This window comes from Paraburkholderia sediminicola, assembly GCF_046030555.1.
Taxonomy (GTDB): domain Bacteria; phylum Pseudomonadota; class Gammaproteobacteria; order Burkholderiales; family Burkholderiaceae; genus Paraburkholderia; species Paraburkholderia sediminicola_E.
In genome coordinates this window covers 15,466-37,835 of sequence record NZ_JAQQCH010000030.1, presented here as the reverse complement: position 1 = coordinate 37,835, position 22,370 = coordinate 15,466, and the positions used below count along the sequence as shown (strand labels likewise).

The following is a 22,370-nucleotide window of genomic DNA, read 5'->3' as shown; positions in this document are numbered from 1 at the left end:
ACAAAACCGCTCTACGTCGTCAAATATTTAGTATTACTTATATATAGCAACAGCGCCGCCCGATATGCGCGGCGCTTTGTTCCGCGTTTAAACCGAGAACCGCTCGATTTCCCGCTCTCGCCAGACGATGCCCGCACCAGGCAGCTCGCCGAAGTGCGCCTTACCGTCTTTAAACTTCAGTGTCGGCTCGAGGATTGGCCCGGCAAGGTCCATTCGCTCCAGCCAGTGACACGTAGGGCTGACCGCCAGAAGATGAGCGCTAAATTCCTGGAAGATGTGGCTCGACATGGGCAACCCGTGCTGTTCCGTAAGCGCACTTGCCCGGAGCCATCCGGTCACCCCGCCAATTTTCATCAGGTCCGGCATGCACAGGTCGCAGGCGCCCGCGCTAATCGCGAGACTCATTTCGTCAGGTCCGAACCAGTTCTCACCCATCTGAATCGGGACATTCAGTGCCGCGCGCACTTTTGCGTGTCCTTCGTAATTCTGCTGCAACGTCGGTTCCTCCACCCACGCCACGCCCTCCTGCTCCAGTACCAGGCCTCGCCGGATAGCTTCCGGAACGGTCCCTGGTTGCAATCGACCATGATTTGAACCTCATCGCCGACCGCGTCGCGGATGCTCCGAACAACTTTGATGTCGTCCTGAAGGGTCGGATAGCCGATTTTTGTCTTGATGGCGGTGAAGCCGGCCTCCGCTGCGCCCTCCGCGCGACGCGTCGCGAGTTCGACGCCATCCATGCTGTGGCTGTCATACGCGGGCAATGGCCGGGCGAGGCCGCCGAGCAGTTCAACAAGTGGCCGTCCGTGCACTTTGGCCTTCGCGTCCCACAGCGCCATATCAACGCCGGCCGTCGCCATCCGGACGAGGCCCGTACTTCCAAGAAGCCTGAATTTCGACTGCAGCAGCTGGTCGATGTGACGGGGCGCCAATGGTTGGCCTACGATGACGACCGCCAGCTCGCCCGCCATCTGTTTCGCTGGCTTTAAGGCTAGAGGCGTATAGGTGAAGAGGTAGGCATGCCCCGTAACACCACTATCCGTCTGCAGATCGAGCAGGACGAGCGGGGAACTTGCCACCGTACCGACAGCCGTCTTAACCGGATATTCCAAAGGAACATTCACTGCGCGGGTGCGCAGTCCAACGATTTTCGTGTCGCTCATCACTTCTCCATCACATCGGGTTCGTACCTCGGTGCTTCGGCCCGCGAAGATTCCAATGCGTTGCCAGTCCAGACATAGTCTTTGGAAAGCTTCGAAACGGAAGGGCAACCGATTTGGGCGAGCGTCCTGTCAATCTCGTCCTTCATGATTTCCAGCACCGCGTCTACGCCACGCGCTCCATCCGCAGCGAGTCCGTACAGGGTCGCGCGGCCGAGCAGCACAGCTTTCGCTCCCTTTGCGAGTGCCTTGACAACATCGGAGCCTCGTCGGATTCCGCTGTCGAGGAGAACGGGAGCATGAAGGCGAGCTGCGGTCGGCTCGAGTGCTTCCAGTGGCGCGATGGCGCTATCAAGCTGGCGTCCGCCATGGTTCGAGAGAATGACCCCGTCCGCACCGAACGCTATGCATCGCTCGGCATCGTCGGGACAGCTAATCCCCTTGATGAGGAGCTTGTGCGGCCACAGGCTTCGCAGCCACGACAGGCCGTCCCAGGAAAAGCTCGCATCCATCTGCCGGCTCATCAATGCTGCCTGCAGTTCAGTGTCCTGCACGTCATCGCTGGCAAAGTTCGCCAATTGCGGCACACCATGGCGTATCAGGTCAAATGACCAGCGAGGGTGAAGAGCGCCATCGAGAATAGTTTTGGGGCTGTAGCTCATCGGCAGCCCGAAACCGTTCCTGATATCGCGCTCACGCTTCCCGTTCACGCCAACGTCGGTCGTCAAAATCAGCGTGGTGTATCCAGCGCTCAAAGCTCGCTTGACCAGCAACTCGGCCAGCTTCCGGTGCACGACGTAGAGCTGAAACCAGAGCTCGCCTCCAGATGCCTTTGCCACGGCCTCGATTGAGGCTGTCGACGCGGTCGACAGTGCAAAGGGAATTCCAGACTTTTCCGCTGCGCGAGCCAGCACGAGGTCCCCCTCTGGCCAGAGAATGCCGTTCAGCCCGGTCGGGGCGATGACAAGCGGTGCGCTCAACGGCTTGCCGAAGAGCGTTGTCTCAATGCTCCGCTTGCTGACGTCGACCAGACGGCGCGGCTGGAACCGAACGCTTTCGAAGACTTGCCGGTTGTGCTTCAAACCGAGTTCATCTTCTGCGCCGCCTTCGAGATAATCAAACACCATTCGAGGCAGGCGCTTCTTCGCCAGGAGACGAAAGTCGGCTACGTTCACAGGCTTGCTCATTTCACTTTCCGTTGCTTGCTCACGCCGTGCGCGTATCGACTTCGATAAGCACCGGCTTCTTGCTGGCAAGCGCCTGCCGCAGCGCCGCGGTCAACGTTGCACTGGAGTCCGCGTGTAGGGCATCCACACCGTATCCACGAGCGAGAGCACAGAAGTCGAGGCCCGGCACATCAAGTCCAGGTACGTCTTCGACCTGAAGGACGCCGGCGAACCAGCGCAACGCACCATACGTGCCATTCTTCATGATGATGAAAATCGCCGGGATGTCGTATTGAGCAGCGGTCCAGAGTGCCTGGATGCCGTAGTTAGCCGAACCGTCGCCAATCACACCAATAACCTGCCGTTCGGGCTTTGCCAGTTGAATCCCGACGGCAGCGGGCAGCGCGAAGCCGAGACCGCCGGCTGCCGCGAAGTAATAGCTTCCCTGCTCGGTCATACGCAGCCGCTGCCACAGGATGTTTGTAGTCGAGGTCGACTCGTTCACGTAAATGACGTCACGCGGCGCCATCTCATCGAGGATATCGAACACGCGCTCGGGTGTCAGCGGACCGGGCACTTCGGGTGCTGGCTCCGGGCGACGCGTCGCGGCGGGAACCGGCCGGGTGCTCTGCGAAACCTTCTCACTCAGCGCGCGAAGCGTTAGTGCCACGTCCGCAATGATTGCATCACCCATCGGTGCGCGAGTCGCTTCATTGATGTCGCACGTGATAGCGATAAGGCGGGTGCCCTTCGGCAGGTAGTCGCCCGGTTCGTACTGGTGATACCGGAACACTGGCGCGCCGACGACGAGCACGAGGTCATGGCCGTCGAGAATACGGCTGATGCTCGCGATACCAGCCGGCAACAATCCACGGAAGCACGCATGAGTGGTAGGAAAAGCGCAGCGAGGCGCTGACGGAGCCATCCATACCGGCATCGAAAGCTTCTCGGCGAGCACGACTGCGAACGCGTTTGCATTGCTCGCATCAACGTCGGGACCGACAACCATAGCCGGGTTGCAGGCGCCTTCCAGCGATGCAACCAGCTCCGCTAGCGATTCCGCAGACGGCAGGCCCGCCAGCTCGACGCGCCGCTTCGCCAGATGTTCGACGCCCGGGCCTGCTTCCTGTTTCCAGTCATCGTATGGCACCGAGACGTACACCGGTCCTGCGGCCGGCGTAGCAGCCGTGTGAATAGCGCGGCTTAATGCGAGCGGAACCTCTTGGGCGCAGCTCGGCTCGCAGCTCCACTTCACCAGCGGACGAGGCAGCGTTGCTGCATCGACGTTTGCCAACAATGCTTCGACGCCGACCATTGCACGAACCTGTTGCCCGGCCGTTACGACCAGCGGCGTATGCGAGTTCCATGCGTTGGCGAGCGCGCCCATGGCGTTACCGGTGCCCGCCGCCGAGTGCAGATTCACGAAACCCGGGCGGCCGGTCGCCTGCGCGTAACCGTCGGCCATCCCCACTACGGCTGCCTCCTGAAGGCCCAGGATGTAGCGGAAGTCCTTCGGAAAATCCTTGAGGAACGGCAACTCGTTCGAACCCGGGTTACCGAAGAAAGTGGTCAATCCTTGCTCGCGAAGGATTTCATAGCATGCCTGGTGAACGGTGGTCATGAGATTTTTTCCTAGTCAATACATCGATGCTAGGACTCGATATAAAATAAATCAAATCGTCTATTTTTCTATCCGATAATAGATGTTGTCTATATATGGTAATCATCGTGACCACAACCGACCTGAACCTCATTCGTGCCTTCGTTGCTATATATGAGACGGGAAGTGTGAGCGCCGCCGCGAAGCGCCTGTTCATCACGCAGCCATCCGTGAGTTACGCCTTGAACCGGCTGCGCGACCTGTTACAGGATCCGCTCTTCACGCGTACGCGTGAAGGAATGATTCCGACGTTCAACGCCACCCAGCTGTTTCAAGCGTTCAAGAACGCGCTGGATAGCATCGAGACGGCCATCTCCGCCACGCGCGACTTCGACCCGACGCAGTCAACCCGGTGCTTCCGGCTTGCGCTATCCGACCTTGGAGAGCTCTATTTCCTCCCATTTCTTGTCAAAGAACTGCAGACAATCGCGCCTTCGGTGGGATTGGAAGTCGTGCAGCTCGACAGCGAACGGATTACCGAATGGCTGACTACCGGAAGCGTTGACGCGGCCGTCGGAAACCTGCAACTCACGGGCGGCCAGGCAAGAAAGCGGACGCTGTTCACGGAGACCTATTCCTGTTTGCTCAGCGCTGCGCATCCGGCGATCGGTGAGACGCTGAACCTGCAAGAATATGTGTCTGCGAACCATGCAGTGGTCGCTCCCTTCTCAGGACACCACCTGGTGGAGGACGTGATGACGGAGATGGGACTGTCCCGACGAATTGCGCTTCGCGTGCCGCACTTCACAAATATCGTTGCAGTCATTGCGTCGACTGACCTTATCCTGACGCTTCCCACTCGCGTCGCGCGTGCTTTTGCCAGCGACGGAAGGATGCGGACGCTGCCATTGCCGTTTCCGATATCGTCCTTCGATGTCAACCTCTATTGGCAGCCGCACGCAGAAGATTCGGCAGCTCAGCAATGGTTTTGCGACACGATTACACGCACGCTAAGCGGAGTTTGAAATTCAACAATCGCTACGCCCGCTTATCCACCTTGGGAAGCGCACTACGCACGATTTCGAGGGCTCACTCACAAAGCGGCACGCGAAGCGGCCGACCACTTTTCGTGCGGTCGCCAGGGATTGACCACCCACGGTTGTCCAAGTCGAATTCCTCTGGCCTCGCAAAGCGCACCTCGTTCGTGGGGGTTGCCGTGAGGATGAGCAGGTGGAGGATCCGTGCCGCACGTCGGGGACGTTGCTCCAGTTCGCGCACGAAACTCGGGATATCTTCCCAGGGCAACGCCGGATGGTGTCTCACTTGCGACCGCTTCTTCGACCGCGGTAAGACGAGTTGTAGATGGTCAACGTACCGCGCCGGGTTGCTGCCGGTGCGATGGCCCAGCACAGTCTCGGCATCGAGGATGGCCTTGATGCGGCCGCGCACGCGGCGCGCGGTCTCCGCCTTTTTCGTCCAGATCGGCTGGAGAATCCGTACGATCATCGAGGTATCGATGTCACGCACCCGGATTTCGCCGATCATCGGATATGCGTACGTCCTAAGCGTGTTGCCCCACTGCTGGACATGCTTGCGGTTGCGCCACTGAGGTTCCTGTACGCGGATATAAACGCTTCGGCTGCCTCACGGAAAGTTACATTGGTATCCGAAGAGATATCGAGCAACTGTCGGCGCTGCTGCTCACTCCGGGCGAGGATGGGATCAATCAGGTCTCTGACCATGTCACGCTATCCGGCGGCCAATTTCCGCACCTCGCCAAGCGAGACTCGCGAAAGCGGACCGAGACTCATCTTGCTACCCATACTTCATGCGGAAATTGTGCGGGACCTTGATGGAAGCAGCAAGCATGTCGTTACCCATAAACCGCTTTGAAATCAGCGATCTAGAGGATGTTTTCGGAAGATATTGGAATTGCCAGGAAGCCTTGACTGGCGGAAGGCAGCCGGAGTCGAACCGACCTGAGAGCGTCTGACGCCCTCAACTGGGTTTGAAGCCCAGCCGCGCCACCGGACACGAATGCCTTCCTACGGTGATTGAACTACCTGAACTACACATCACAACTCGAACGCTGAATCAAAACAGATCGAGCCAACGACTATCCGTGCGCATCAGATGCAGGCCACGGTGAAAGCGAGTATATCCAACCCGGTCGAAGAATTCCAAAAGCTGAATCGCGCGTTTTCGGCCAAGACCGGTGACATCGCGAAACGGTGCTGCCGCTACGGTACCCGCGTTCTTTTGCGCTTCCGAAGCCGCGACCAAAGCTAGCTCGCGAATCACCTCCTGGTGATAAAAGAGATCACGCACGACCTGAAAAATCTCGCCCTGCCGCGCGAGCTTGCGCAGCAGCTGCCGCACGCGATCTTCGGATACGCCATGCGCGTTGGCCAGATCGCGCACCCACGGCGGATCGAAACGTCCGTCCTTCAGTGTTGTCAGCAGCACCGGCGCGAGCGCGCGTTCGGCTTCGTCGAGCGTCACCGCGTGGTCCGGCAGATGCAACCACGGCCCACGTCTGACGATCTCGCCGCGCGCCGCCGCATCGTCGACTAACGCCCGCCACAAAGCGTCGTCAACGAGCGGTGCTGCGATCCGCCGCAAGCGCGAACCATCCGGGCCGAGTTCGTCCGGCGAGCGCTCGTGGTAGTGCTTAAGTGTCGTAGTCAGCCGCGTAGCCAAGGCTTGCCATGACGCATCTGCGATCAACAACGCATCGTTACCGGAAAGCGCCACGACGCGCGTGTTAGACGGCAACGCGAGCGCAGTCGCCTGCATGCCCGTCAGCCTTTCCAGCAACGAGCGAGACAACCCATGCGGCGCCCTTGCGAGGAGCGGACCCAGCGTGCCCGTGTCGAGCATGATCTGAATCGCGTCAAGCCACGCCAGCCGTTCGGGGGAACGACGCTTGCGTGAAGGCGCAAATGGATCGAGCACATGACCGCCGCCAACCGTGCGATTAGCCTGCGCATTACGCACAACAAAGCGATCGCCGGGAAGCGCACACACCGGCCGCTCGAACACGAGTTGCACACGCGCCCGCTGACCTGCGCCGAGCGTCTCACCATCGAGCAACGCGGCATGCGCCACCTGATGCTGCGTGCCCAGATGCACATGCAGCGGCGCCCAATGCTCCAGCGTCAACGGTGCATCAGCAAGCAGCGTCAGCATGACGTCAATACGTTCCGAGGCTTGCGACAGACGTGGATCGACGATCCAGTCGCCGCGGTCGATCGCGCTCTTGTCGATACCAGCAAGGTTCAACGCGCAGCGCTCGCCTGCCCGTCCGATCTCGGATGGGCGATTCTGCGCATGAATACCACGCACGCGCACCGGCTGATTTTTTGGCGCGAGCAGCATCGTATCGCCTACCGCTACGCGTCCCGATACCACAGTCCCAGTCACGATCGTGCCTTGACCCGCAAGCGTGAAGACCCGGTCGACCGCGAGACGGAACAGGCCGTCGTCGCGCTTCATGCGCCACGCTGCTGCCGCTGCGTGCAGGTGCGCCTTCAACGCGGCCACGCCAGGATCGTCGTCACGCGTTGCGCAGGTATCGAACACGGGTGCATCCTGCAGCACGCTGCCGCGCAGAAACGCCGCAATCTCGTCGTGCACTTCCTGCAGTCGCTGCGCGTCAACGCGGTCTATCTTGGTCAACGCTATCGCACCACGCTTGATGCCGAGCAGTTCCACAATCGCCAGATGTTCGCGCGTTTGCGGCATCACACCGTCATCGGCAGCGATCACGAGCAGCGCGAAATCGATTCCGCTCGCGCCCGCCGTCATGGTGTGGACGAGCTTTTCGTGGCCCGGCACGTCGATCAGGCCGAGCACGTCGCCGTTTTCTAGCGGCACGTACGCATAGCCCAGTTCGATCGAAATGCCGCGCGTTTTTTCTTCCTTGAGACGATCCGTATCGACACCCGACAGGGCCCTCACCAGACTCGTTTTGCCGTGGTCGATATGTCCGGCCGTACCTACGATCATGCGTGCATGCCCATCAGTTGCTCGACCAGTTGCGCTTCGTCGGCGGCTTCGAGACAGCGTAGGTCGAGGCGTAACGCGTCGTCCGCGATACGGCCGATGACGGGACGCGCCATCTCGCGCAAGCGCTTCTCGAGCGCGAGCAATTGGCGGCCACCGCGCTTGCCGTCGGCAATCCTGACGACGAGGCCGTAGCTCGGCAACACATCGACGGGCAATGCTCCGCTGCCGATCTGACTGAACATCGGCTCGGCCACCACAACATAGCGCTCTCCAGCCGCACGCTGCAACGCGGGCTGCACACGCTCGGCGGCGAGCCGGATGTCGTCGCTCGGACGCGTGAGCAAGCGCAGCGTAGTCAGCCGCTCAGCGAGCTTTTCCGGCGAACGGTACATCTGCAGCACGGGCTCCAGGGCCGCGAGCGTCAGCTTGCCGACTCGCAACGCGCGCTTGAGCGGATGCTTCTTGATCTTTGCGATCAAACCACACCGGCCGACGATCAACCCGGCTTGCGGGCCGCCCAGCAACTTGTCGCCGCTGAACGTGACAAGGTCGGCGCCGGCTTCAATGGTTTCGCGCACCGTCGTCTCACGCGGCAAGCCCCATTGCGTCAGATCGACCAGCGTGCCGCTGCCGAGGTCGACGGCAACCGCGATGCCGCGTGCGTGGGCCAGCGGCGCGATGGCCCCGACACCGACCTCTTTGGTGAATCCGTTGATCGCATAGTTGCTCGCGTGGACTTTCATCAGCAACGCGGTTTGCGGGCCAATGGCTTCGTCGTAATCCTTCAGATGCGTGCGATTGGTGGTGCCGACTTCGCGCAGCTTCGCGCCCGCGCGGCTCATGATGTCGGGAATGCGAAACGCGCCGCCGATTTCAACCAGCTCACCGCGCGACACGATCACTTCTTTCTTGGAGGCCAACGCGGATAGCGTGAGCAACACGGCGGCGGCATTGTTGTTGACCACAGTCGCCGCTTCAGCGCCGGTCAGTTCGCAGATGAGTTCGTCGATCAGATCGTCGCGGTCGCCGCGTTTGCCGGTGCCGAGATCGAACTCGAGATTAGCCGGCTGCGTGAGAGCTTTCATCACGGCCTGCACCGCTTCGTCCGGCAGCAAGGCGCGGCCGAGATTGGTATGCAGCACGGTGCCGGTCAGATTGAAGACGCTGCGCAAGCGCGCCGCGTTGCGGCGGCGTAGCGTGGCCTCGACCGACGCCTGCAGTTGTGCGACATCAAGCGCGCTCACCGACGCTGCGCCCAACTGCGCGCTGGCGCGCCAGGTGTCGAGCGCGTGACGCAAGGCACCCAACACCTGCGTGCGGCCGAACTCAGTCAGCAACGCCGCAAACTCGGCCGACGCCATCACTTTTTCCACCGACGGCACACGCGCCATCAGCGCGCGCAATTCGGAGCCGGTTACATCGCTCACAAGGCAATCCTTTTTCTCAGTCGCGCTTCAGCCCGATACGCCGGAAGACTCAGCCGCGCTGTCGGCCTGCTCTGGCCAAAGCCACGGATGCGGCGACGCGCGCCGATAGCCTTCCGCTCCCATCAGCAGGTCCAGCGTGAGACTGGCGAGATCGTCCGCGAACGGTTCGAAATCGTAGTCCTTCGACTGAATGCCGATCTTCCGGTAAGTATGGCATTCGTCGCACGACTCCGCCTTCAAAAACGCATTCCTCGAATCGGCTTCCCGGGTGACTTCGTCGGCGTCCTGCGAGCCGACGGCGTGATAGGCAATGCCCTTGGTCGAATCGCAGTTCGAGCATTTCGACCGGACCATGTGCCACTCTGTCGCGCACAGGCCGCATTGCAGGTAGCGGTAATTGTCATACGTGCCGCCCACACGCACCATGCTCGCTACCGGATGCGATCCGCATACGGGACACAGGCCGAGCGTCTCGATGTACGGCACTTCGCGCTTGTCAATATCGGCGGCGAGGTCGGTCCACACCACTTGCAGCGCGGCCATGATGAACGGTGCGCTCGCCGGATCGACCTCCCCGAAACGCTGCGCGAAGATCGCGTCAGCCTGTGTGTCGAGCGTGGCTTGATCGAGTGTGCGCAGCTTTTCAATGAGCGCTTCGAGCGGCGGCGTGAGCGGACCCGCGGCTTCCACCCTGTCGAGTAATTGACGCAGAACATCGTGCCATGCCGGATCGCGCACACCGGAAAGCGCCGGAATCAGCGGCATGGAATGCTGTTGCGCGCTCGCGATCAGTTCTGCGCTGGGCGGCTTCGCCTTGAAGCCGGTGATCACGGTTTGCTGCGCATCCGCCAGCACGGCCATCAGGCGCAAATAACCGGCGATCGGATTGCTGCGCGCCGCGAGCTGGCGCAGCCTCGCGGCGCGCGCCGAAAAGACCAGCAGCCGTTCCGGCGTGCGGATGCGGGGAATCGCGGTGTGATCCAGCGACTCGATATCGCCGGCTTCAAGAATGCGTTGAACCAAAGTATCAACCTCTAAAAACTGCACTGAGAACTGAAGAGCCGCCGCAGTTCATCGAACAAGGGCGGCGGCTCGGGATGCGGCGCGCGGCAAGCTGCGCGGCGCTTCTTACCAATCCTACTTGCCGATTATTTCCTTGAACCAGTTCGGATGATGCTTTCTCGCCCAGCCGTAGGTCACGGTACCACGCGTCATCGCCCCGATCGATCCCTTGATCCACAGCGCCGCATAAATGTGCACGACGATGCCGACGATCAGCACGAACGCAGCCGCGGCATGAACGAGTACCGCGAGGCGGATGATCTCGATCGGGAAATAGAACGAGAAATACCGCCGCCAGATCACGATGCCGCTCGCCAGCAACAGCAGCAGGCAGATCACCATCGTGAAAAATAGCAGCTTTTGACCGGCGTTGTACTTACCGATCGCGGGGAGCTTTTCCTCGCGATTGTTGAGCACGTCGTCGATCTGTCTCATCCACTGGATGTCGGCTTTGTCCAGATAGTTGTGATGCCAGAAGCGCAACGCAAGAATCAGGAACGACAGGAACATCACGCAGCCGACAAACGGATGCAAAATTCGCGTCCATTGGCCACCGCCGAAGATCGCGTAGAGCCACGACATTGCCGGATGAAACATGGCGAGGCCGGAGAGCGCCAGCAAGACGAACGTGATGGCGGTGATCCAGTGATTCGTCCGTTCATTCGGCGTATAGCGCTGGATCAGACTGTTGCCCTTCACGTCTTTCAACACGACGTGCTCGTGGTTTTCAGCGTGCTTCATCGGATGCCTCCCGCGAACGGCGTGCTTCATCGGCTTCGTGCTGTGCTTCGGCTTCATCCGCCTCCGTCACCTCGTTCGGGCCGACGCGCGTGTAGTGGAAGAAGCCGGCCAACGCTGCAAGCGCGATACCTGCCAGCGCCAGCGGCTTCGCCAGACCCTTCCACAGATAAACCATTGCGCTGATCTTCGGATTCTGCGGCAAGCCATGATACAGATTGGCTTTGTCGGCGTGATGCAGTACATACATCACGTGCGTGCCGCCCACGCCGGCAGGATCGTACAACCCCGCGTTCTGGAAACCGCGCTCCTTCAGATCGACGATCCGATCCGCCGCCTGCTGCTTCATGTCCTCCTTGGTGCCGAACATGATCGCGCCGGTCGGACAGGTTTTCACGCACGCCGGTTCCTGACCGACAGCCACGCGGTCCGAACACAACGTGCACTTGTACGCGCGATTGTCCTTCTTCGAAATGCGCGGCACGTTGAACGGGCAACCGGTCACGCAATACCCGCAACCGATGCAGTTTTCCTCGTGAAAATCCACGATGCCGTTCGTGTACTGCACGATCGCGCCCGGCGAAGGACACGCTTTCAGGCAGCCCGGATCCTCGCAGTGCATACAGCCGTCCTTGCGGATGAGCCACTCGAGATCACCCTCGGTATTTTCGTACTCCGAGAACCGCATGACGGTCCACGAATGCTCTGACAGATCGCGCGGGTTGTCATAGATGCCGGTCGTCGTGCCGATCTCGTCGCGCAGATCGTTCCACTCCATACAGGCTGTCTGACACGCCTTGCAGCCGATGCACTTCGATACATCGATGAGTTTGGCGACCGTGCCCGTGACCGGCACACGCACTTGCGGTTCTGGCAAGGTCGTGGCCGAGAGGCGTTTGATGTCCAATGATTGCAGTGCCATCTCTTTTCCTTATGCCTTTTCGACCTTGACGAGGAACGACTTGAATTCCGGTGTTTGCGAATTCCCGTCGCCCACGGAGGGCGTCAGCGTATTGACAAGATAGCCCGGCTTCGTGAGTCCCTTGAAGCCCCAATGCAACGGCAACCCGACTGTCTGTACCTTTTTCCCTTCGATCATCAGCGGTTTGATCCGCTTGGTGACGAGCGCCACGGCGATGATGTGCCCGCGATTGGACGACACCTTCACGCGATCCCCCGCGACCACGCCCACTTCCTTCGCCAGATCCTCGCCGATCTCCACGAACTGCTGCGGCTGCACGATCGCGTTCAAACGCGCGTGCTTGGTCCAGTAGTGGAAATGTTCGGTCAGACGATAGGTGGTCGCCGTATGCGGGAAGTTCTCATGCGTGCCGAACGCGGCCCGATCGTCAGGAAACACGCGCGCCGCCGGATTGCTGACAACCGCCTTGTTATCCGGATGCAGGGGGTTGTAGCCGAGCGGTGTCTCAAATGGTTCGTAGTGCTCGGGGAACGGCCCCTCCACCAGACCGTCTCGCGCGAAGAAACGCGCGACACCTTCCGGGTTCATGATGAACGGATTCATGCCGTTTTCAGGCGGTTCGTCGACCTTGAAGTCAGGAATATCCGCTCCGGTCCACGCTTTGCCGTTCCAGGCGATCAGCTTGCGCGTGGGATCGAACGGCTTGCCGCTGACGTCGCACGAAGCACGGTTGTACAGAATCCGCCGGTTCGCAGGCCACGCCCACGCCCAGTTCAGCGTATTGCCGATGCCGGTCGGATCAGAGTTGTCGCGGCGGCCCATCTGGTTGCCCGCTTCGGTCCAGGAACCGCAGAAGATCCAGCAGCCGCTTGCCGTGCTGCCGTCGTCCCGAAGTTGCGCGAAGCCGGCCAATTGCTCGCCCTGTTTGGCGAGCACCTTGGTTTTGTCAGCGGGATCGGTCACGTCGGCGAGTGCCTTGCCATTGAACTCCATGGCGATTTCTTCAGGCGTTGGGCTTTCCGGGTCCGAATACGGCCAGCTCATGTTGAGAATCGGATCGGGATACTTGCCGCCGTTCTCCTTATAAGCCTTACGAATGCGCAGCCAGAGCCCTGACATGATCTCCAGGTCGCTCTTCGATTCACCCGGGCCGTCCGCGCCCTGCCAGTGCCACTGCAGCACGCGGCTGGAGCTGACCAGCGAGCCGCGCTCTTCCGCGAAACAGGTAGTCGGCAATCGGAACACTTCCGTCTGGATCGTGGCTGGATCGACGTCGTTGAACTCGCCGAAGTTCTTCCAGAACTCAGAAGTTTCAGTGGCGAGCGGATCCATGATGACGAGCCACTTCAGCTTGGCCAGACTGGCACCGATCTTCGCCTTGTTGGGCGCCGCGGCAAGCGGGTTGAAGCCCTGCGCGATGTAGCCGGTCATCTTGCCTTGATTCATCAGCTCGAAGACCTGCAGCATGTCGTATGACTTATCGAGCTTCGGCAGATAGTCGAAACCGAAGTTGTTCCCGGCAGTCGCGTTATCGCCCCACCACGACTTCATGAAGCTGACGTGGAACGCGCGGTAATTACGCCAGTAGCTGAGCTGGTTCGGGCGCAACGGCTGGGTTGCCCGTTTCATGATGTACGCGTCGAAGTCCTGCTCGGCTTCCATCGGCAAAGTCATGTAGCCTGGTAACAGGTTCGACATCAGGCCGAGGTCGGTCAAGCCCTGGATGTTCGAGTGACCGCGCAGCGCGTTCATGCCGCCGCCCGCAATGCCGATGTTGCCCAGCAGCAATTGCACCATTGCGCCGGTGCGGATGATCTGCGAGCCGACCGAGTGATGCGTCCAGCCGAGCGCATACAGGATCGTACCGGCGCGCCCAGGCACGGCCGTCGATGCCAGCATCTCGCACACCTTGAGGAATTTTTCCTTCGGCGTGCCGCAGATTTTTTCGACCTGCTCGGGCGTATAGCGCGAGTAGTGCTGCTTCATCAGGTTGTAGACGCAGCGCGGATGCTGAAGCGTGGGATCGATTTTGGCAAAGCCGTCGCCGCCGCGTTCGTAATCCCACGAACTCTGATCGTACTTGCGATTGTCAGCGTTGTAGCCTGAATAAAGCCCGTCTGTGAACGAGAAATCCTCGCGCACGATGAACGGCATATCCGTGTAGTTCTTGACGTACTCGTGCTGAATCTTGTCGTTGGTGAGCAAATAGTTGATCACCCCGCCCAGGAACACGATGTCCGAGCCGGTCCGAATCTGCGCGTAGTAGTCCGCGACCGATGCCGTACGCGTAAAGCGCGGATCGACCACGATCAATCTTGCCTTGCGATGCGCCTTCGCTTCCGTGACCCACTTGAAACCGCACGGGTGCGCCTCGGCCGCATTGCCGCCCATTACCAGAATCACGTCCGCGTTCTTGATGTCGACCCAATGGTTCGTCATCGCTCCACGGCCAAACGTCGGGGCAAGACCTGCCACCGTCGGGCCATGTCAGACACGTGCCTGATTATCGAATGCGAGCATGCCAAGACTGCGGACAGTCTTGTGCGTCAAATATCCCACTTCATTACTACCGGCCGATGCAGCGAGCATGCCGGTGGTCAGCCAGCGGTTGACCTTCTTGCCGTCCTCCGTCGTCTCGACGAAATTGGCATCGCGGTCTTCCTTCATCAGCTTCGCGATACGGTCGAGCGCGTCTTCCCACGAAATCCGCGTCCATTCATTCGATCCAGCCGCGCGGTACTCCGGATACTTCAGACGGCTCTCACTATGAATGAAGTCGATCAGGCTCGCGCCCTTCGGGCACAACGTGCCGCGATTCACCGGGTGATCGGGATCGCCTTCGATATGGATGATGCTGGACTTTGCGTTCTTGGCGTTGTCGCCAAGTCCATACATCAGGATGCCGCAGCCCACCGAACAGTACGGGCAAGTATTGCGGGTTTCAGTTGTGCGCGACAGTTTGTACTGACGGACTTCGGCTAGTGCGGGTGCCGGAGAGAAGCCCATGAGGGCCAAACTTGATCCGGCGAGCGTGCTGGCGGAGACCTTCAGAAACTGTCGCCGGGACATGTGGGTCATGTAATGGCCTCGGCTTTTTTGGGGATACTAAAATCGATTATAGAAGGCGATATGAAGTCCTGCAGCGAGACTGCGCACCTGATTAACATTGTTAAATATGAAGCGCCGCAGCCGATTTCAACGAAGCCGGTGGGTGCCCGCAGTCCTGCACCGCGTGCGAACAACCGCCATAATGCGGTCATTCGAAGCCCGAAATCCGCGCCATAATGACCGATACCCTCCCTGCCCCAAGCCATTCACCCCGCCTGACCAGCCTGTCTCACGGCGGCGGTTGCGGCTGCAAGATCGCCCCCGGACTGCTTGCCGATCTGCTCAAGCGGAGCGCACCGCTGCCGTTCTTTCCTGACCTGCTGGTGGGCAACGATACCGCCGACGACGCTGCCGTCTACCGGCTCAATGACGAGCAGGCGATCGTCGCCACCACCGACTTCTTCATGCCGATCGTCGACGACCCGTTCGACTTCGGCCGCATCGCCGCAACCAATGCGCTGTCCGACGTCTATGCCATGGGCGGCAAGCCTCTCATGGCGCTGGCGATTGTCGGCATGCCGATCAATGTATTGCCGCACGACGTAATCGCTGCGGTGCTGAAGGGTGGCGAGTCGGTCTGCGCCGAAGCAGGCATTCCGCTCGCCGGCGGCCACTCGATCGATTCGGTGGAACCCATTTACGGCCTGGTTGCGATCGGTGTGGTCGATCCGCGGCGGGTCAAACGCAATGCCGGTGCGCGAGCGGGCGATGTACTGATCCTCGGCAAGCCGCTGGGCGTGGGCGTGCTGTCGGCGGCGTTGAAAAAGGACCGGCTCGATTCAAACGGCTATGCCGCGATGATTGCGGCCACAACCAAGCTCAACCGGCCGGGCGCCGAGTTGGCCAGGCTCGATGGCGTGCATGCCCTGACGGACATCACCGGTTTTGGCTTGCTCGGTCATACACTGGAATTGGCCCGCGGTTCGAATCTGACTGCCCGCGTGCGCTATGCGGATTTGCCTTGGTTGCCGGACGTGGTCAGCTTCGTGGAGGCCGGCATTTTTACCGGTGCTTCGGGGCGAAACTGGGACGCTTACGGTAAAGACATCGTGTTGCCGACCTCATTGCCGTCGACTGCCCGCACCCTGCTCACGGATCCGCAAACCTCGGGCGGTCTGCTGGTTTCATGCGCGCAGGAAGCGGTCGACGAGGTGCTCGCCCTATTCCGCGCCGACGGTTTCGACGAGGCGCGCGTGATTGGCGAAATGGTCAGCGGAGAAAAGCAAGTCGAGGTGATCTGAGCAGCAAGCGGGGTTTATGCGTAAGCCGAAGCGCAGGGTCTGGAAGCGGGGCCGAACGGCCCGCCAGCCGGCATTCACGGCGCATGCGATAATTTCGCTCCTCCCGCCGGTTCGTTTCGTCCGTAACCCCTTGAAAAACCTACTCGTCTGCCTCGATCAAGCCGGTGATTTCGATGAAATCATCGATGTGCGCACGCCTCTCGAATTCGCCGAAGACCACATTCCCGGCGCGCTCAATGCGCCTGTGCTGAGCAACGAAGAGCGTGTTCTGGTCGGTACGACTTACAAACAGGTCTCGCCGTTCGAAGGCACGCGGATCGGCGCGGCACTCGTTGCGCGCAACATCGCGCATCACCTGGAAACGACTTTTGCCGACCGGCCACGCAACTGGCGGCCGCTGATCTATTGCTGGCGCGGTGGGAAGCGCTCAGGTTCGGTCACGACGCTCTTCAATATGATCGGCTGGCCGGCACGTCAGCTGGACGGCGGCTATAAAGGCTATCGGCGCGCAACGCTGGACACCCTCGACTCATTGCCGAAGGCATTCAACTACATCGCGCTGGTAGGCCCGACAGGCAGCGGCAAGACGCGCCTGCTCGAAGCACTGAATCAGGCGGGTGCGCAGACGCTGGATCTCGAAGCGCTGGCGGCCCATCGCGGCTCGCTGCTCGGCGCATGGGCAGGCGTTACGCAACCGTCGCAAAAGCGCTTCGACACGCTGCTGGTGACCGCCCTGCGCACGTTCGATCCCAACCGGCCGGTATTCGTCGAAGCGGAAAGCCGGCGGATTGGTTCGATTTCGCTGCCGCTCGCGCTCCTCGATACGTTTCATGAGGGCGCCTGCGTCGAAGTGTTGTCGAGCCACGAAGATCGGGCGGCGTTCCTGCTGCACGACTACGCTCATCTGTTCGACGATCCTGAATCGCTGAAAGCGCAGCTGCAGAAGATGATCGGTTTGCATAGCCGGGAGCGCGTCACGGGCTGGCAACACCTCGTCGATGAAAATAGGCGGGCCGAACTCGCCCGCGAGCTGATCGAACGGCACTATGATCCGGCATACGCGCGCAGCAGCCATCAGCATTTCGTCCACCTGCCGCGTGCGTTGCAAATGAATTTTCGGCCCAACGACGCCGATGTCGTCGAGCAGGCAAAGGCACTTCTCGCTCAGCTCGATAACAGCGCGCTCGCCGTCATCTGATCCAAAACTAAAGTCAAGACCATCCATCATGCAATCAACCCTTCGGCAGCCCCGTGTCGCCCTTGGCTGGATCGTATTTCTGCTGATCGCCGTCGTCGGCCTCTTCTATGTGAAGTGGTTCCCGTACTACAACCGCGCCTTCGTCGCCGCGAGCCAGCACTCCATCGGCAAGTCGATCCTGATGGGTACGTCGTCGAGCGCGCCAGCGGCGTCCTGGCAGGCGGCCATCGATTACGCGCTGGCCTACGGCAAGGCGATCTGGCAAGCCATGGTGCTGGGCCTTCTGCTGGGCTCGGCGGTGCAGGCGTTGATTCCGCCACAATGGGTCGCGCGTGCGCTCGGCCGGACCGACTTCAGCAGCGTGGTGAAAGGCGGCCTGATGTCGTTGCCGGGCATGATGTGCACGTGCTGCGCGGCGCCGGTCGTGGCCGGCTTGCGCGCCCGGCAGGCGGCACCGGGCGCGGCGATCGCGTTCTGGCTGGGTAACACGGCCCTCAATCCGGCCACCTTGATCTTCATGGGCTTCGTGCTCGGCTGGCAATGGATGGGCTTACGGCTCGCCCTAGGCCTCGTGATGGTGTTCGGACTCGGCTATCTGGTGAACCGCATGGTCACGCCGAAAGAAGCCGAAGCATCGCGCGAAGCCATGGCGCAACTGGTCACGACCGACGATCCGGGTACCGCGTTCACGCGCTGGGTGAAGATCCTCGGAACCATGACGCTGCGGCTGATTCCTGAATACATCGTGCTGGTGCTGATTCTCGGCGCGGCACGGGCATGGCTGTTTCCGCACATCGGACCCAGCATCGATAACAGCCTGCTGTGGATCATTGCTTTGTCGATCGCCGGCACGTTATTTGTGATTCCGACCGCGGGCGAAGTGCCGATCATTCAGGCCATGCTCTCCTTCGGCATGGCCGCCGGGCCGGCTGGCGCATTGCTGTTGACGTTGCCGCTGATCAGCGTGCCTTCAATGGCGATGCTCGGCCGCTCCTTTCACAGGCGCGTGCTGACGGTGGTGACGCTGGCGGTGGTGGCTTGCGGGGTGGTCAGTGGGTTATTGGCTGTCGCTTTGGGCTTCTAAACGATGAAACGTATCGCAGCATTCTGTCTAACGAGCTGGTCGGCCGCGGGCTTTCTCTACTTCGGACAGCATTCGGTGGCCCTGATCGTCGTCAGCGGGGTTGTCGCGCTGGCCGGCTTCGATCTGCTCCGTCCGTGACAAATCCGCCGCGCTTTCCGGGCGGCGGCGGACTCTTTCAAAACACCTGCTGACTGACCAGGCAGTCGGTCCTTGCGATCAGCTCTGCGCCAGCGCAGCCGAACGGGCTGCCTCGCGCGCGCCCTCCTGATGCATACGCGTGATCAATCCCAGCGCGCAGAACAGCGTAATCAGCACGTGCAGGATTCCCAGCGCGACGACCGAAAGAATCGATCCGGTCGCGCCCAGCAGATACTGCCCGAGAATCGGTGTGGTGCCGGCGAACACCATGCCGCAAATCTGATAGGAAAGCGAAATACCGGTGTAGCGCACCTGAACCGGAAACGACTTCGCCAGAATGCCGGCCATTGCAGCGTAGTACAGCGAGTGCGGAATCGAGGCGAGTGCCATACCCAGCATTGCCAGTTTCGTCGAGCCGGTGGCGATCAGCGAGAACATCAGCGGCAGCGCGACGATTTCAGGCACCAGCATGTAAATGACCGCCTTTTTCAGGTCCATTTTCGTGGCGAGCACCGCGCCGAACGGCTGCACGATGAGTTGCACGATGATCGCGCCGGTAATCACCGTGAGAAACTGCGTGCGATCGAAGCCGATGCTCGTTACGGCCCATGACAACGCAAAAGTCGTCTTGAAGTAAGTTGCCGACAGACCGATCACGCAAGCGCCCACGCCCATCGCCACCAGGCCTTTGTGGTTGCGCAAGACTTCGCCGATCGGCAGTTTCGCAACCTTGTTCTTGTCCTTCAATTCCTGCATGGCCGGCGACTCTTCGACGCTCATGCGGATGAACATGCCGACCACCACCAGCAACGCAGAGAACAGGAACGGAATGCGCCAGCCCCACGTCATGAACTGGTGATCGGGCAACATCGAAGTCAGCAGGAACGCCACGGTCGCCAGCAGGTTGCCCGCGGGCGAGCCTTGCTGCGCGAAAGCGGAATAGAGAATCTCCTTGCCCTTCGGCGCGTGTTCCGACGACAGCACCACGGCGCCGCCCCACTCGCCGCCCATCGCAATGCCCTGCATCAGACGGAGCAGAATCAGCAGCGCGGGCGCCACTAGCCCAACCTGGTTATAGGTGGGCAGCAGACCCATGCCGGTCGTGCAACACCCCATCAGCATCAGCGTGATGATCAGCGTCTTCTTGCGGCCGACTTTATCGCCGAGGTGGCCGAAGATGATCCCGCCGATCGGCCGCGCCAGAAAGCCGACCCAGAAAGTTGCGAATGCCGCGAGCGTACCGGCCAGTGCCGAGGTTGTCGGGAAGAAGATCTTGCCGAGCACCAGCGCCGCCGCCGTGCTGTACGCATAGAAGTCATACCATTCGATCGTTGTCCCAACGAATGATGCAATGCCCGCTTTGCGGGCATTCCGGTGTTGCGTTTCGAGCGTGAGCGCCATCGTGGTAAGTCTCCATTTTGTGTCGCGAATGCACGAGAGGGACCCAGCGCCCGCTCATCGCCATTGTTCGCATAAAGAACTTACTTTCCTTTAGCGAACAGAAGCGCGACTATAAGGATCGCTCGTAACAGGCGTCAATTAAGGGATTACCCTGCAGTCACTCCATAGCAGGACACCCATGGCATAGGTGTATACCCCGTACCCTATTGCCATCGGGTTGTCGAAATACCGATAATGTTCTCATGGATGTGAAAACTGCAGTACGCGTCTTCGACGTGATAAATCTCTTTGCCGAAGTGCGGCAACCCATGATCTATAGCGAGATCGCGCGTCGAACCGAGATCCCGCTGTCGAGTTGTCACGCGCTTTTGCAAACCATGGTGGCCAAGGGCTATCTCTACGCGCCCGGTGTGAAGGCCGGCTATTACCCAACGCAACGGCTGTTGCATGTCGCTCGCGACATTTGCAGCGAGGACCCGCTGACGCTGCTGTTCCAGCCGCTGCTCACCTCCCTGCGCGACGCCACCGGCGAGACCGCGGCGCTCGCCACGCTGGCCGGCAACCGCGTCGTCTATCTCGACGTGATGGAGTCGCGCCAGAAAATCCGCTATAGCGACGAGCCTGGCGGCTTCATGTACCTGCATGCCAGCGCCGCGGGCAAGGCTTTGCTCGGCGCCCTTTCCACAGACGCGCGGCGCAAGCTGCTCGACAGTTGCGAGCCCTTGACCGCATCGACCGATGGTTCGGTGATCGACCGAAAGACGCTGGAGGTCGAAGTGGAGCAAGGCGTGAAGAACGGCTGGCATCGCTCGACGGGCGAAAACGTCGAAGACGTGGCCGGACTGGCGCGCGGTTTCCTGATTCACGGCGAGGCGTTCGCGCTCGTGATTGGCGGCCCGAAGGCGCGACTGTTGAAAAACGAACCCCGCGCGATCGAAGCGCTGCTTGAAATTTACGGCCAGATCCCGCCCGCACTGCTCGCGTGACGGCGCGCTCCTCCGTTCAATGCCCGTTTGTGCGAGCCGTGCAGCGCTTAGGCCAGGTCAGCAAAGGAAGGTGAAATGCGCTGGAAGAACAAACCCGAAGGATCGAACTGGGGCGACTTCGGCCCCGACGACCAACTCGGCAGACCGAATCTGATCGGCACGGAACAGGTCCTCAAAGGCGCGCGTGAAATCCGTGCGGGATTGAGTTTCTGCCTGTCGTTGCCACTCGATTTTCCCGGCGACAGCAAGCTCAACGTGCGCCGTCATCCCCCCGTGCTACGGCCGACGTTCAAGGACGGCCTGCCCTACGTCAACTTCCCGTTCGCGCGCAACGAAGCAGGCGCGACCGACGTGGTCAGCGACGACCAGGTGCTGCTGAGCCTGCAGTACTCGACGCAATGGGACTCGCTCGCGCACGTGGGCGCACGCTTCGACGCAGACGGCGACGGCGTGCCGGAAAGCGTCTACTACAACGGCTATCGCGCCAATACAGATATCGTCGGGCCGATCGAGTATCGGGCGGACGAAGGCTTCGCGCCACATGTCTGCGGCGGCGAGCACAGTCACGCCGACGTGCTCGGCATCGAAAATCTCGCGGTGAAGGGCATGCAAGGCCGCGGCGTACTAGTCGATCTGGCGGCGCACTATGCGCGCGAACATCGAACGGTCGGCTACGACGATCTGATGTTTGCGATCGAAGCCGATCGCGTCGAGATCGCACGCGGCGACATGCTGGTGCTGCGTACCGGTTTCGCCGAGATGGTGCTGGAAATGAATCGCCAGCCCGACGAAAGCGTGCTCAACAGCCACTGCTGCGCACTCGACGGCCGCGACGAACGCCTGCTGCAATGGATCACCGACTCAGGCATCGCCGCGCTCGCCGCCGACAACTACGCCGTGGAACGCTATCCCGCACGCGCACCGGCCACGCCTGGCGAGCACCCGTTGATGCCGCTGCATCACCATTGCCTCTTCAAGCTCGGCTTGCCGCTTGGCGAACTCTGGTACTTGCGCGACCTCGCCGCGTGGCTGCGCGCAAACGGCCGCTCGCATTTCATGCTGACGGCGCCGCCGCTCAGATTGCCGGGCGCGATGGGTTCGCCGGTCACGCCAATCGCCACCGTTTGAGCC

The 22,370-nt window shown here is 60.8% G+C and carries 17 protein-coding genes, 1 tRNA gene and 1 pseudogene; 7 read left to right on the top strand and 12 right to left on the bottom strand.

Features of this window, described 5'->3' with window-relative positions; translation table 11 throughout:
• Positions 1–87 precede the first annotated feature (87 nt).
• From PQQ52_RS30255 to mdlC, 3 genes and pseudogenes are all read right to left on the bottom strand, one after another.
• Positions 88–1,163 (bottom strand): annotated as a pseudogene (locus PQQ52_RS30255) (enolase C-terminal domain-like protein).
• Positions 1,163–2,347: an alpha-hydroxy-acid oxidizing protein gene (locus PQQ52_RS30250; RefSeq protein WP_408219829.1), complete on the bottom strand. Its 1,185-nt coding sequence runs from the start codon at positions 2,345–2,347 to the stop codon at positions 1,163–1,165. The pseudogene PQQ52_RS30255 and the gene PQQ52_RS30250 overlap by 1 nt, the downstream one beginning before the upstream one ends.
• Positions 2,348–2,366: 19 nt before the next feature.
• Complete coding sequence (mdlC, locus tag PQQ52_RS30245; protein ID WP_408219826.1) at positions 2,367–3,947, bottom strand: benzoylformate decarboxylase; 1,581 nt, start codon at positions 3,945–3,947, stop codon at positions 2,367–2,369.
• Between the two features lie 107 nt (positions 3,948–4,054).
• Between mdlC and PQQ52_RS30240 the strand changes: the two genes are divergently transcribed.
• Positions 4,055–4,951 carry a LysR family transcriptional regulator gene (locus tag PQQ52_RS30240; RefSeq protein ID WP_408219824.1) on the top strand — a complete coding sequence of 299 codons (897 nt, stop codon included), beginning with the start codon at positions 4,055–4,057 and terminating at the stop codon, positions 4,949–4,951.
• Positions 4,952–5,015: 64 nt separating this feature from the next.
• On the opposite strand, the gene PQQ52_RS30235 is transcribed toward PQQ52_RS30240, so the two are convergent.
• The 8 genes from PQQ52_RS30235 to fdnG form a co-directional block, all read right to left on the bottom strand.
• Positions 5,016–5,552, bottom strand: coding sequence for a tyrosine-type recombinase/integrase (locus PQQ52_RS30235; protein WP_408219918.1), 537 nt, complete (start codon positions 5,550–5,552; stop codon positions 5,016–5,018).
• Between the two features lie 324 nt (positions 5,553–5,876).
• A tRNA-Sec gene (locus PQQ52_RS30230) sits at positions 5,877–5,972 on the bottom strand.
• Between the two features lie 48 nt (positions 5,973–6,020).
• Positions 6,021–7,934 carry a selenocysteine-specific translation elongation factor gene (selB, locus tag PQQ52_RS30225; protein ID WP_408219821.1) on the bottom strand — a complete coding sequence of 638 codons (1,914 nt, stop codon included), beginning with the start codon at positions 7,932–7,934 and terminating at the stop codon, positions 6,021–6,023.
• Positions 7,931–9,361 (bottom strand): L-seryl-tRNA(Sec) selenium transferase, encoded by a 1,431-nt coding sequence (gene selA, locus PQQ52_RS30220; protein ID WP_408219819.1) that lies wholly within the window; start codon positions 9,359–9,361, stop codon positions 7,931–7,933. Before selA ends, selB begins: the two co-directional genes overlap by 4 nt.
• Before the next feature lie 27 nt (positions 9,362–9,388).
• Positions 9,389–10,384, bottom strand: a complete 996-nt coding sequence (gene fdhE, locus PQQ52_RS30215; RefSeq protein ID WP_408219816.1) for a formate dehydrogenase accessory protein FdhE — start codon at positions 10,382–10,384, stop codon at positions 9,389–9,391.
• Between the two features lie 114 nt (positions 10,385–10,498).
• Positions 10,499–11,164, bottom strand: coding sequence for a formate dehydrogenase subunit gamma (locus tag PQQ52_RS30210; protein ID WP_408219813.1), 666 nt, complete (start codon positions 11,162–11,164; stop codon positions 10,499–10,501).
• Positions 11,151–12,083 carry a formate dehydrogenase subunit beta gene (gene fdxH / locus PQQ52_RS30205; protein WP_408219810.1) on the bottom strand — a complete coding sequence of 311 codons (933 nt, stop codon included), beginning with the start codon at positions 12,081–12,083 and terminating at the stop codon, positions 11,151–11,153. Before fdxH ends, PQQ52_RS30210 begins: the two co-directional genes overlap by 14 nt.
• 9 nt (positions 12,084–12,092) lie before the next feature.
• On the bottom strand, positions 12,093–15,161 hold the full coding sequence (gene fdnG, locus PQQ52_RS30200; protein WP_408219807.1) for a formate dehydrogenase-N subunit alpha: 3,069 nt from the start codon (positions 15,159–15,161) through the stop codon (positions 12,093–12,095).
• A 206-nt stretch (positions 15,162–15,367) separates the two neighbouring features.
• Between fdnG and selD the strand changes: the two genes are divergently transcribed.
• The 4 genes from selD to PQQ52_RS30180 all read left to right on the top strand — a co-directional run bounded on the left by selD (position 15,368) and on the right by PQQ52_RS30180 (position 18,852).
• Positions 15,368–16,432 carry a selenide, water dikinase SelD gene (gene selD, locus PQQ52_RS30195; protein ID WP_408219804.1) on the top strand — a complete coding sequence of 355 codons (1,065 nt, stop codon included), beginning with the start codon at positions 15,368–15,370 and terminating at the stop codon, positions 16,430–16,432.
• A 130-nt stretch (positions 16,433–16,562) separates the two neighbouring features.
• Positions 16,563–17,630, top strand: a complete 1,068-nt coding sequence (gene mnmH, locus PQQ52_RS30190) for a tRNA 2-selenouridine(34) synthase MnmH (RefSeq protein ID WP_408219802.1) — start codon at positions 16,563–16,565, stop codon at positions 17,628–17,630.
• A gap of 28 nt (positions 17,631–17,658) precedes the next feature.
• On the top strand, positions 17,659–18,714 hold the full coding sequence (locus PQQ52_RS30185; RefSeq protein WP_408219799.1) for a permease: 1,056 nt from the start codon (positions 17,659–17,661) through the stop codon (positions 18,712–18,714).
• 3 nt (positions 18,715–18,717) lie between these two features.
• Complete coding sequence (locus PQQ52_RS30180) at positions 18,718–18,852, top strand: hypothetical protein (protein ID WP_408219798.1); 135 nt, start codon at positions 18,718–18,720, stop codon at positions 18,850–18,852.
• 78 nt (positions 18,853–18,930) lie between these two features.
• On the opposite strand, the gene PQQ52_RS30175 is transcribed toward PQQ52_RS30180, so the two are convergent.
• Positions 18,931–20,253 (bottom strand): MFS transporter, encoded by a 1,323-nt coding sequence (locus PQQ52_RS30175; RefSeq protein ID WP_408219795.1) that lies wholly within the window; start codon positions 20,251–20,253, stop codon positions 18,931–18,933.
• A 242-nt stretch (positions 20,254–20,495) separates the two neighbouring features.
• Here PQQ52_RS30175 and PQQ52_RS30170 point away from each other — a divergent pair, with 242 nt between their 5' ends.
• Both PQQ52_RS30170 and PQQ52_RS30165 read left to right on the top strand, forming a co-directional pair.
• Positions 20,496–21,239, top strand: a complete 744-nt coding sequence (locus PQQ52_RS30170; RefSeq protein WP_408219793.1) for an IclR family transcriptional regulator — start codon at positions 20,496–20,498, stop codon at positions 21,237–21,239.
• A 75-nt stretch (positions 21,240–21,314) separates the two neighbouring features.
• Positions 21,315–22,367, top strand: a complete 1,053-nt coding sequence (locus PQQ52_RS30165) for a cyclase family protein (protein ID WP_408219790.1) — start codon at positions 21,315–21,317, stop codon at positions 22,365–22,367.
• The last annotated feature ends 3 nt before the right edge of the window (positions 22,368–22,370 follow it).

Bases quoted from the DNA above. Each gene is read 5' to 3' on its own strand.
- PQQ52_RS30250 (WP_408219829.1), bottom strand. From the start codon at position 2,347: ATGAGCAAGCCTGTGAACGTAGCCGACTTTCGTCTCCTGGCGAAGAAG.
- mdlC (WP_408219826.1), bottom strand. From the start codon at position 3,947: ATGACCACCGTTCACCAGGCATGCTATGAAATCCTTCGCGAGCAAGGA.
- selB (WP_408219821.1), bottom strand. From the start codon at position 7,934: ATGATCGTAGGTACGGCCGGACATATCGACCACGGCAAAACGAGTCTG.
- PQQ52_RS30210 (WP_408219813.1), bottom strand. From the start codon at position 11,164: ATGAAGCACGCTGAAAACCACGAGCACGTCGTGTTGAAAGACGTGAAG.
- fdxH (WP_408219810.1), bottom strand. From the start codon at position 12,083: ATGGCACTGCAATCATTGGACATCAAACGCCTCTCGGCCACGACCTTG.
- selD (WP_408219804.1), top strand. From the start codon at position 15,368: ATGACCGATACCCTCCCTGCCCCAAGCCATTCACCCCGCCTGACCAGC.
- PQQ52_RS30185 (WP_408219799.1), top strand. From the start codon at position 17,659: ATGCAATCAACCCTTCGGCAGCCCCGTGTCGCCCTTGGCTGGATCGTA.
- PQQ52_RS30180 (WP_408219798.1), top strand. From the start codon at position 18,718: ATGAAACGTATCGCAGCATTCTGTCTAACGAGCTGGTCGGCCGCGGGC.
- PQQ52_RS30175 (WP_408219795.1), bottom strand. From the start codon at position 20,253: ATGGCGCTCACGCTCGAAACGCAACACCGGAATGCCCGCAAAGCGGGC.
- PQQ52_RS30170 (WP_408219793.1), top strand. From the start codon at position 20,496: ATGGATGTGAAAACTGCAGTACGCGTCTTCGACGTGATAAATCTCTTT.
- PQQ52_RS30165 (WP_408219790.1), top strand. From the start codon at position 21,315: ATGCGCTGGAAGAACAAACCCGAAGGATCGAACTGGGGCGACTTCGGC.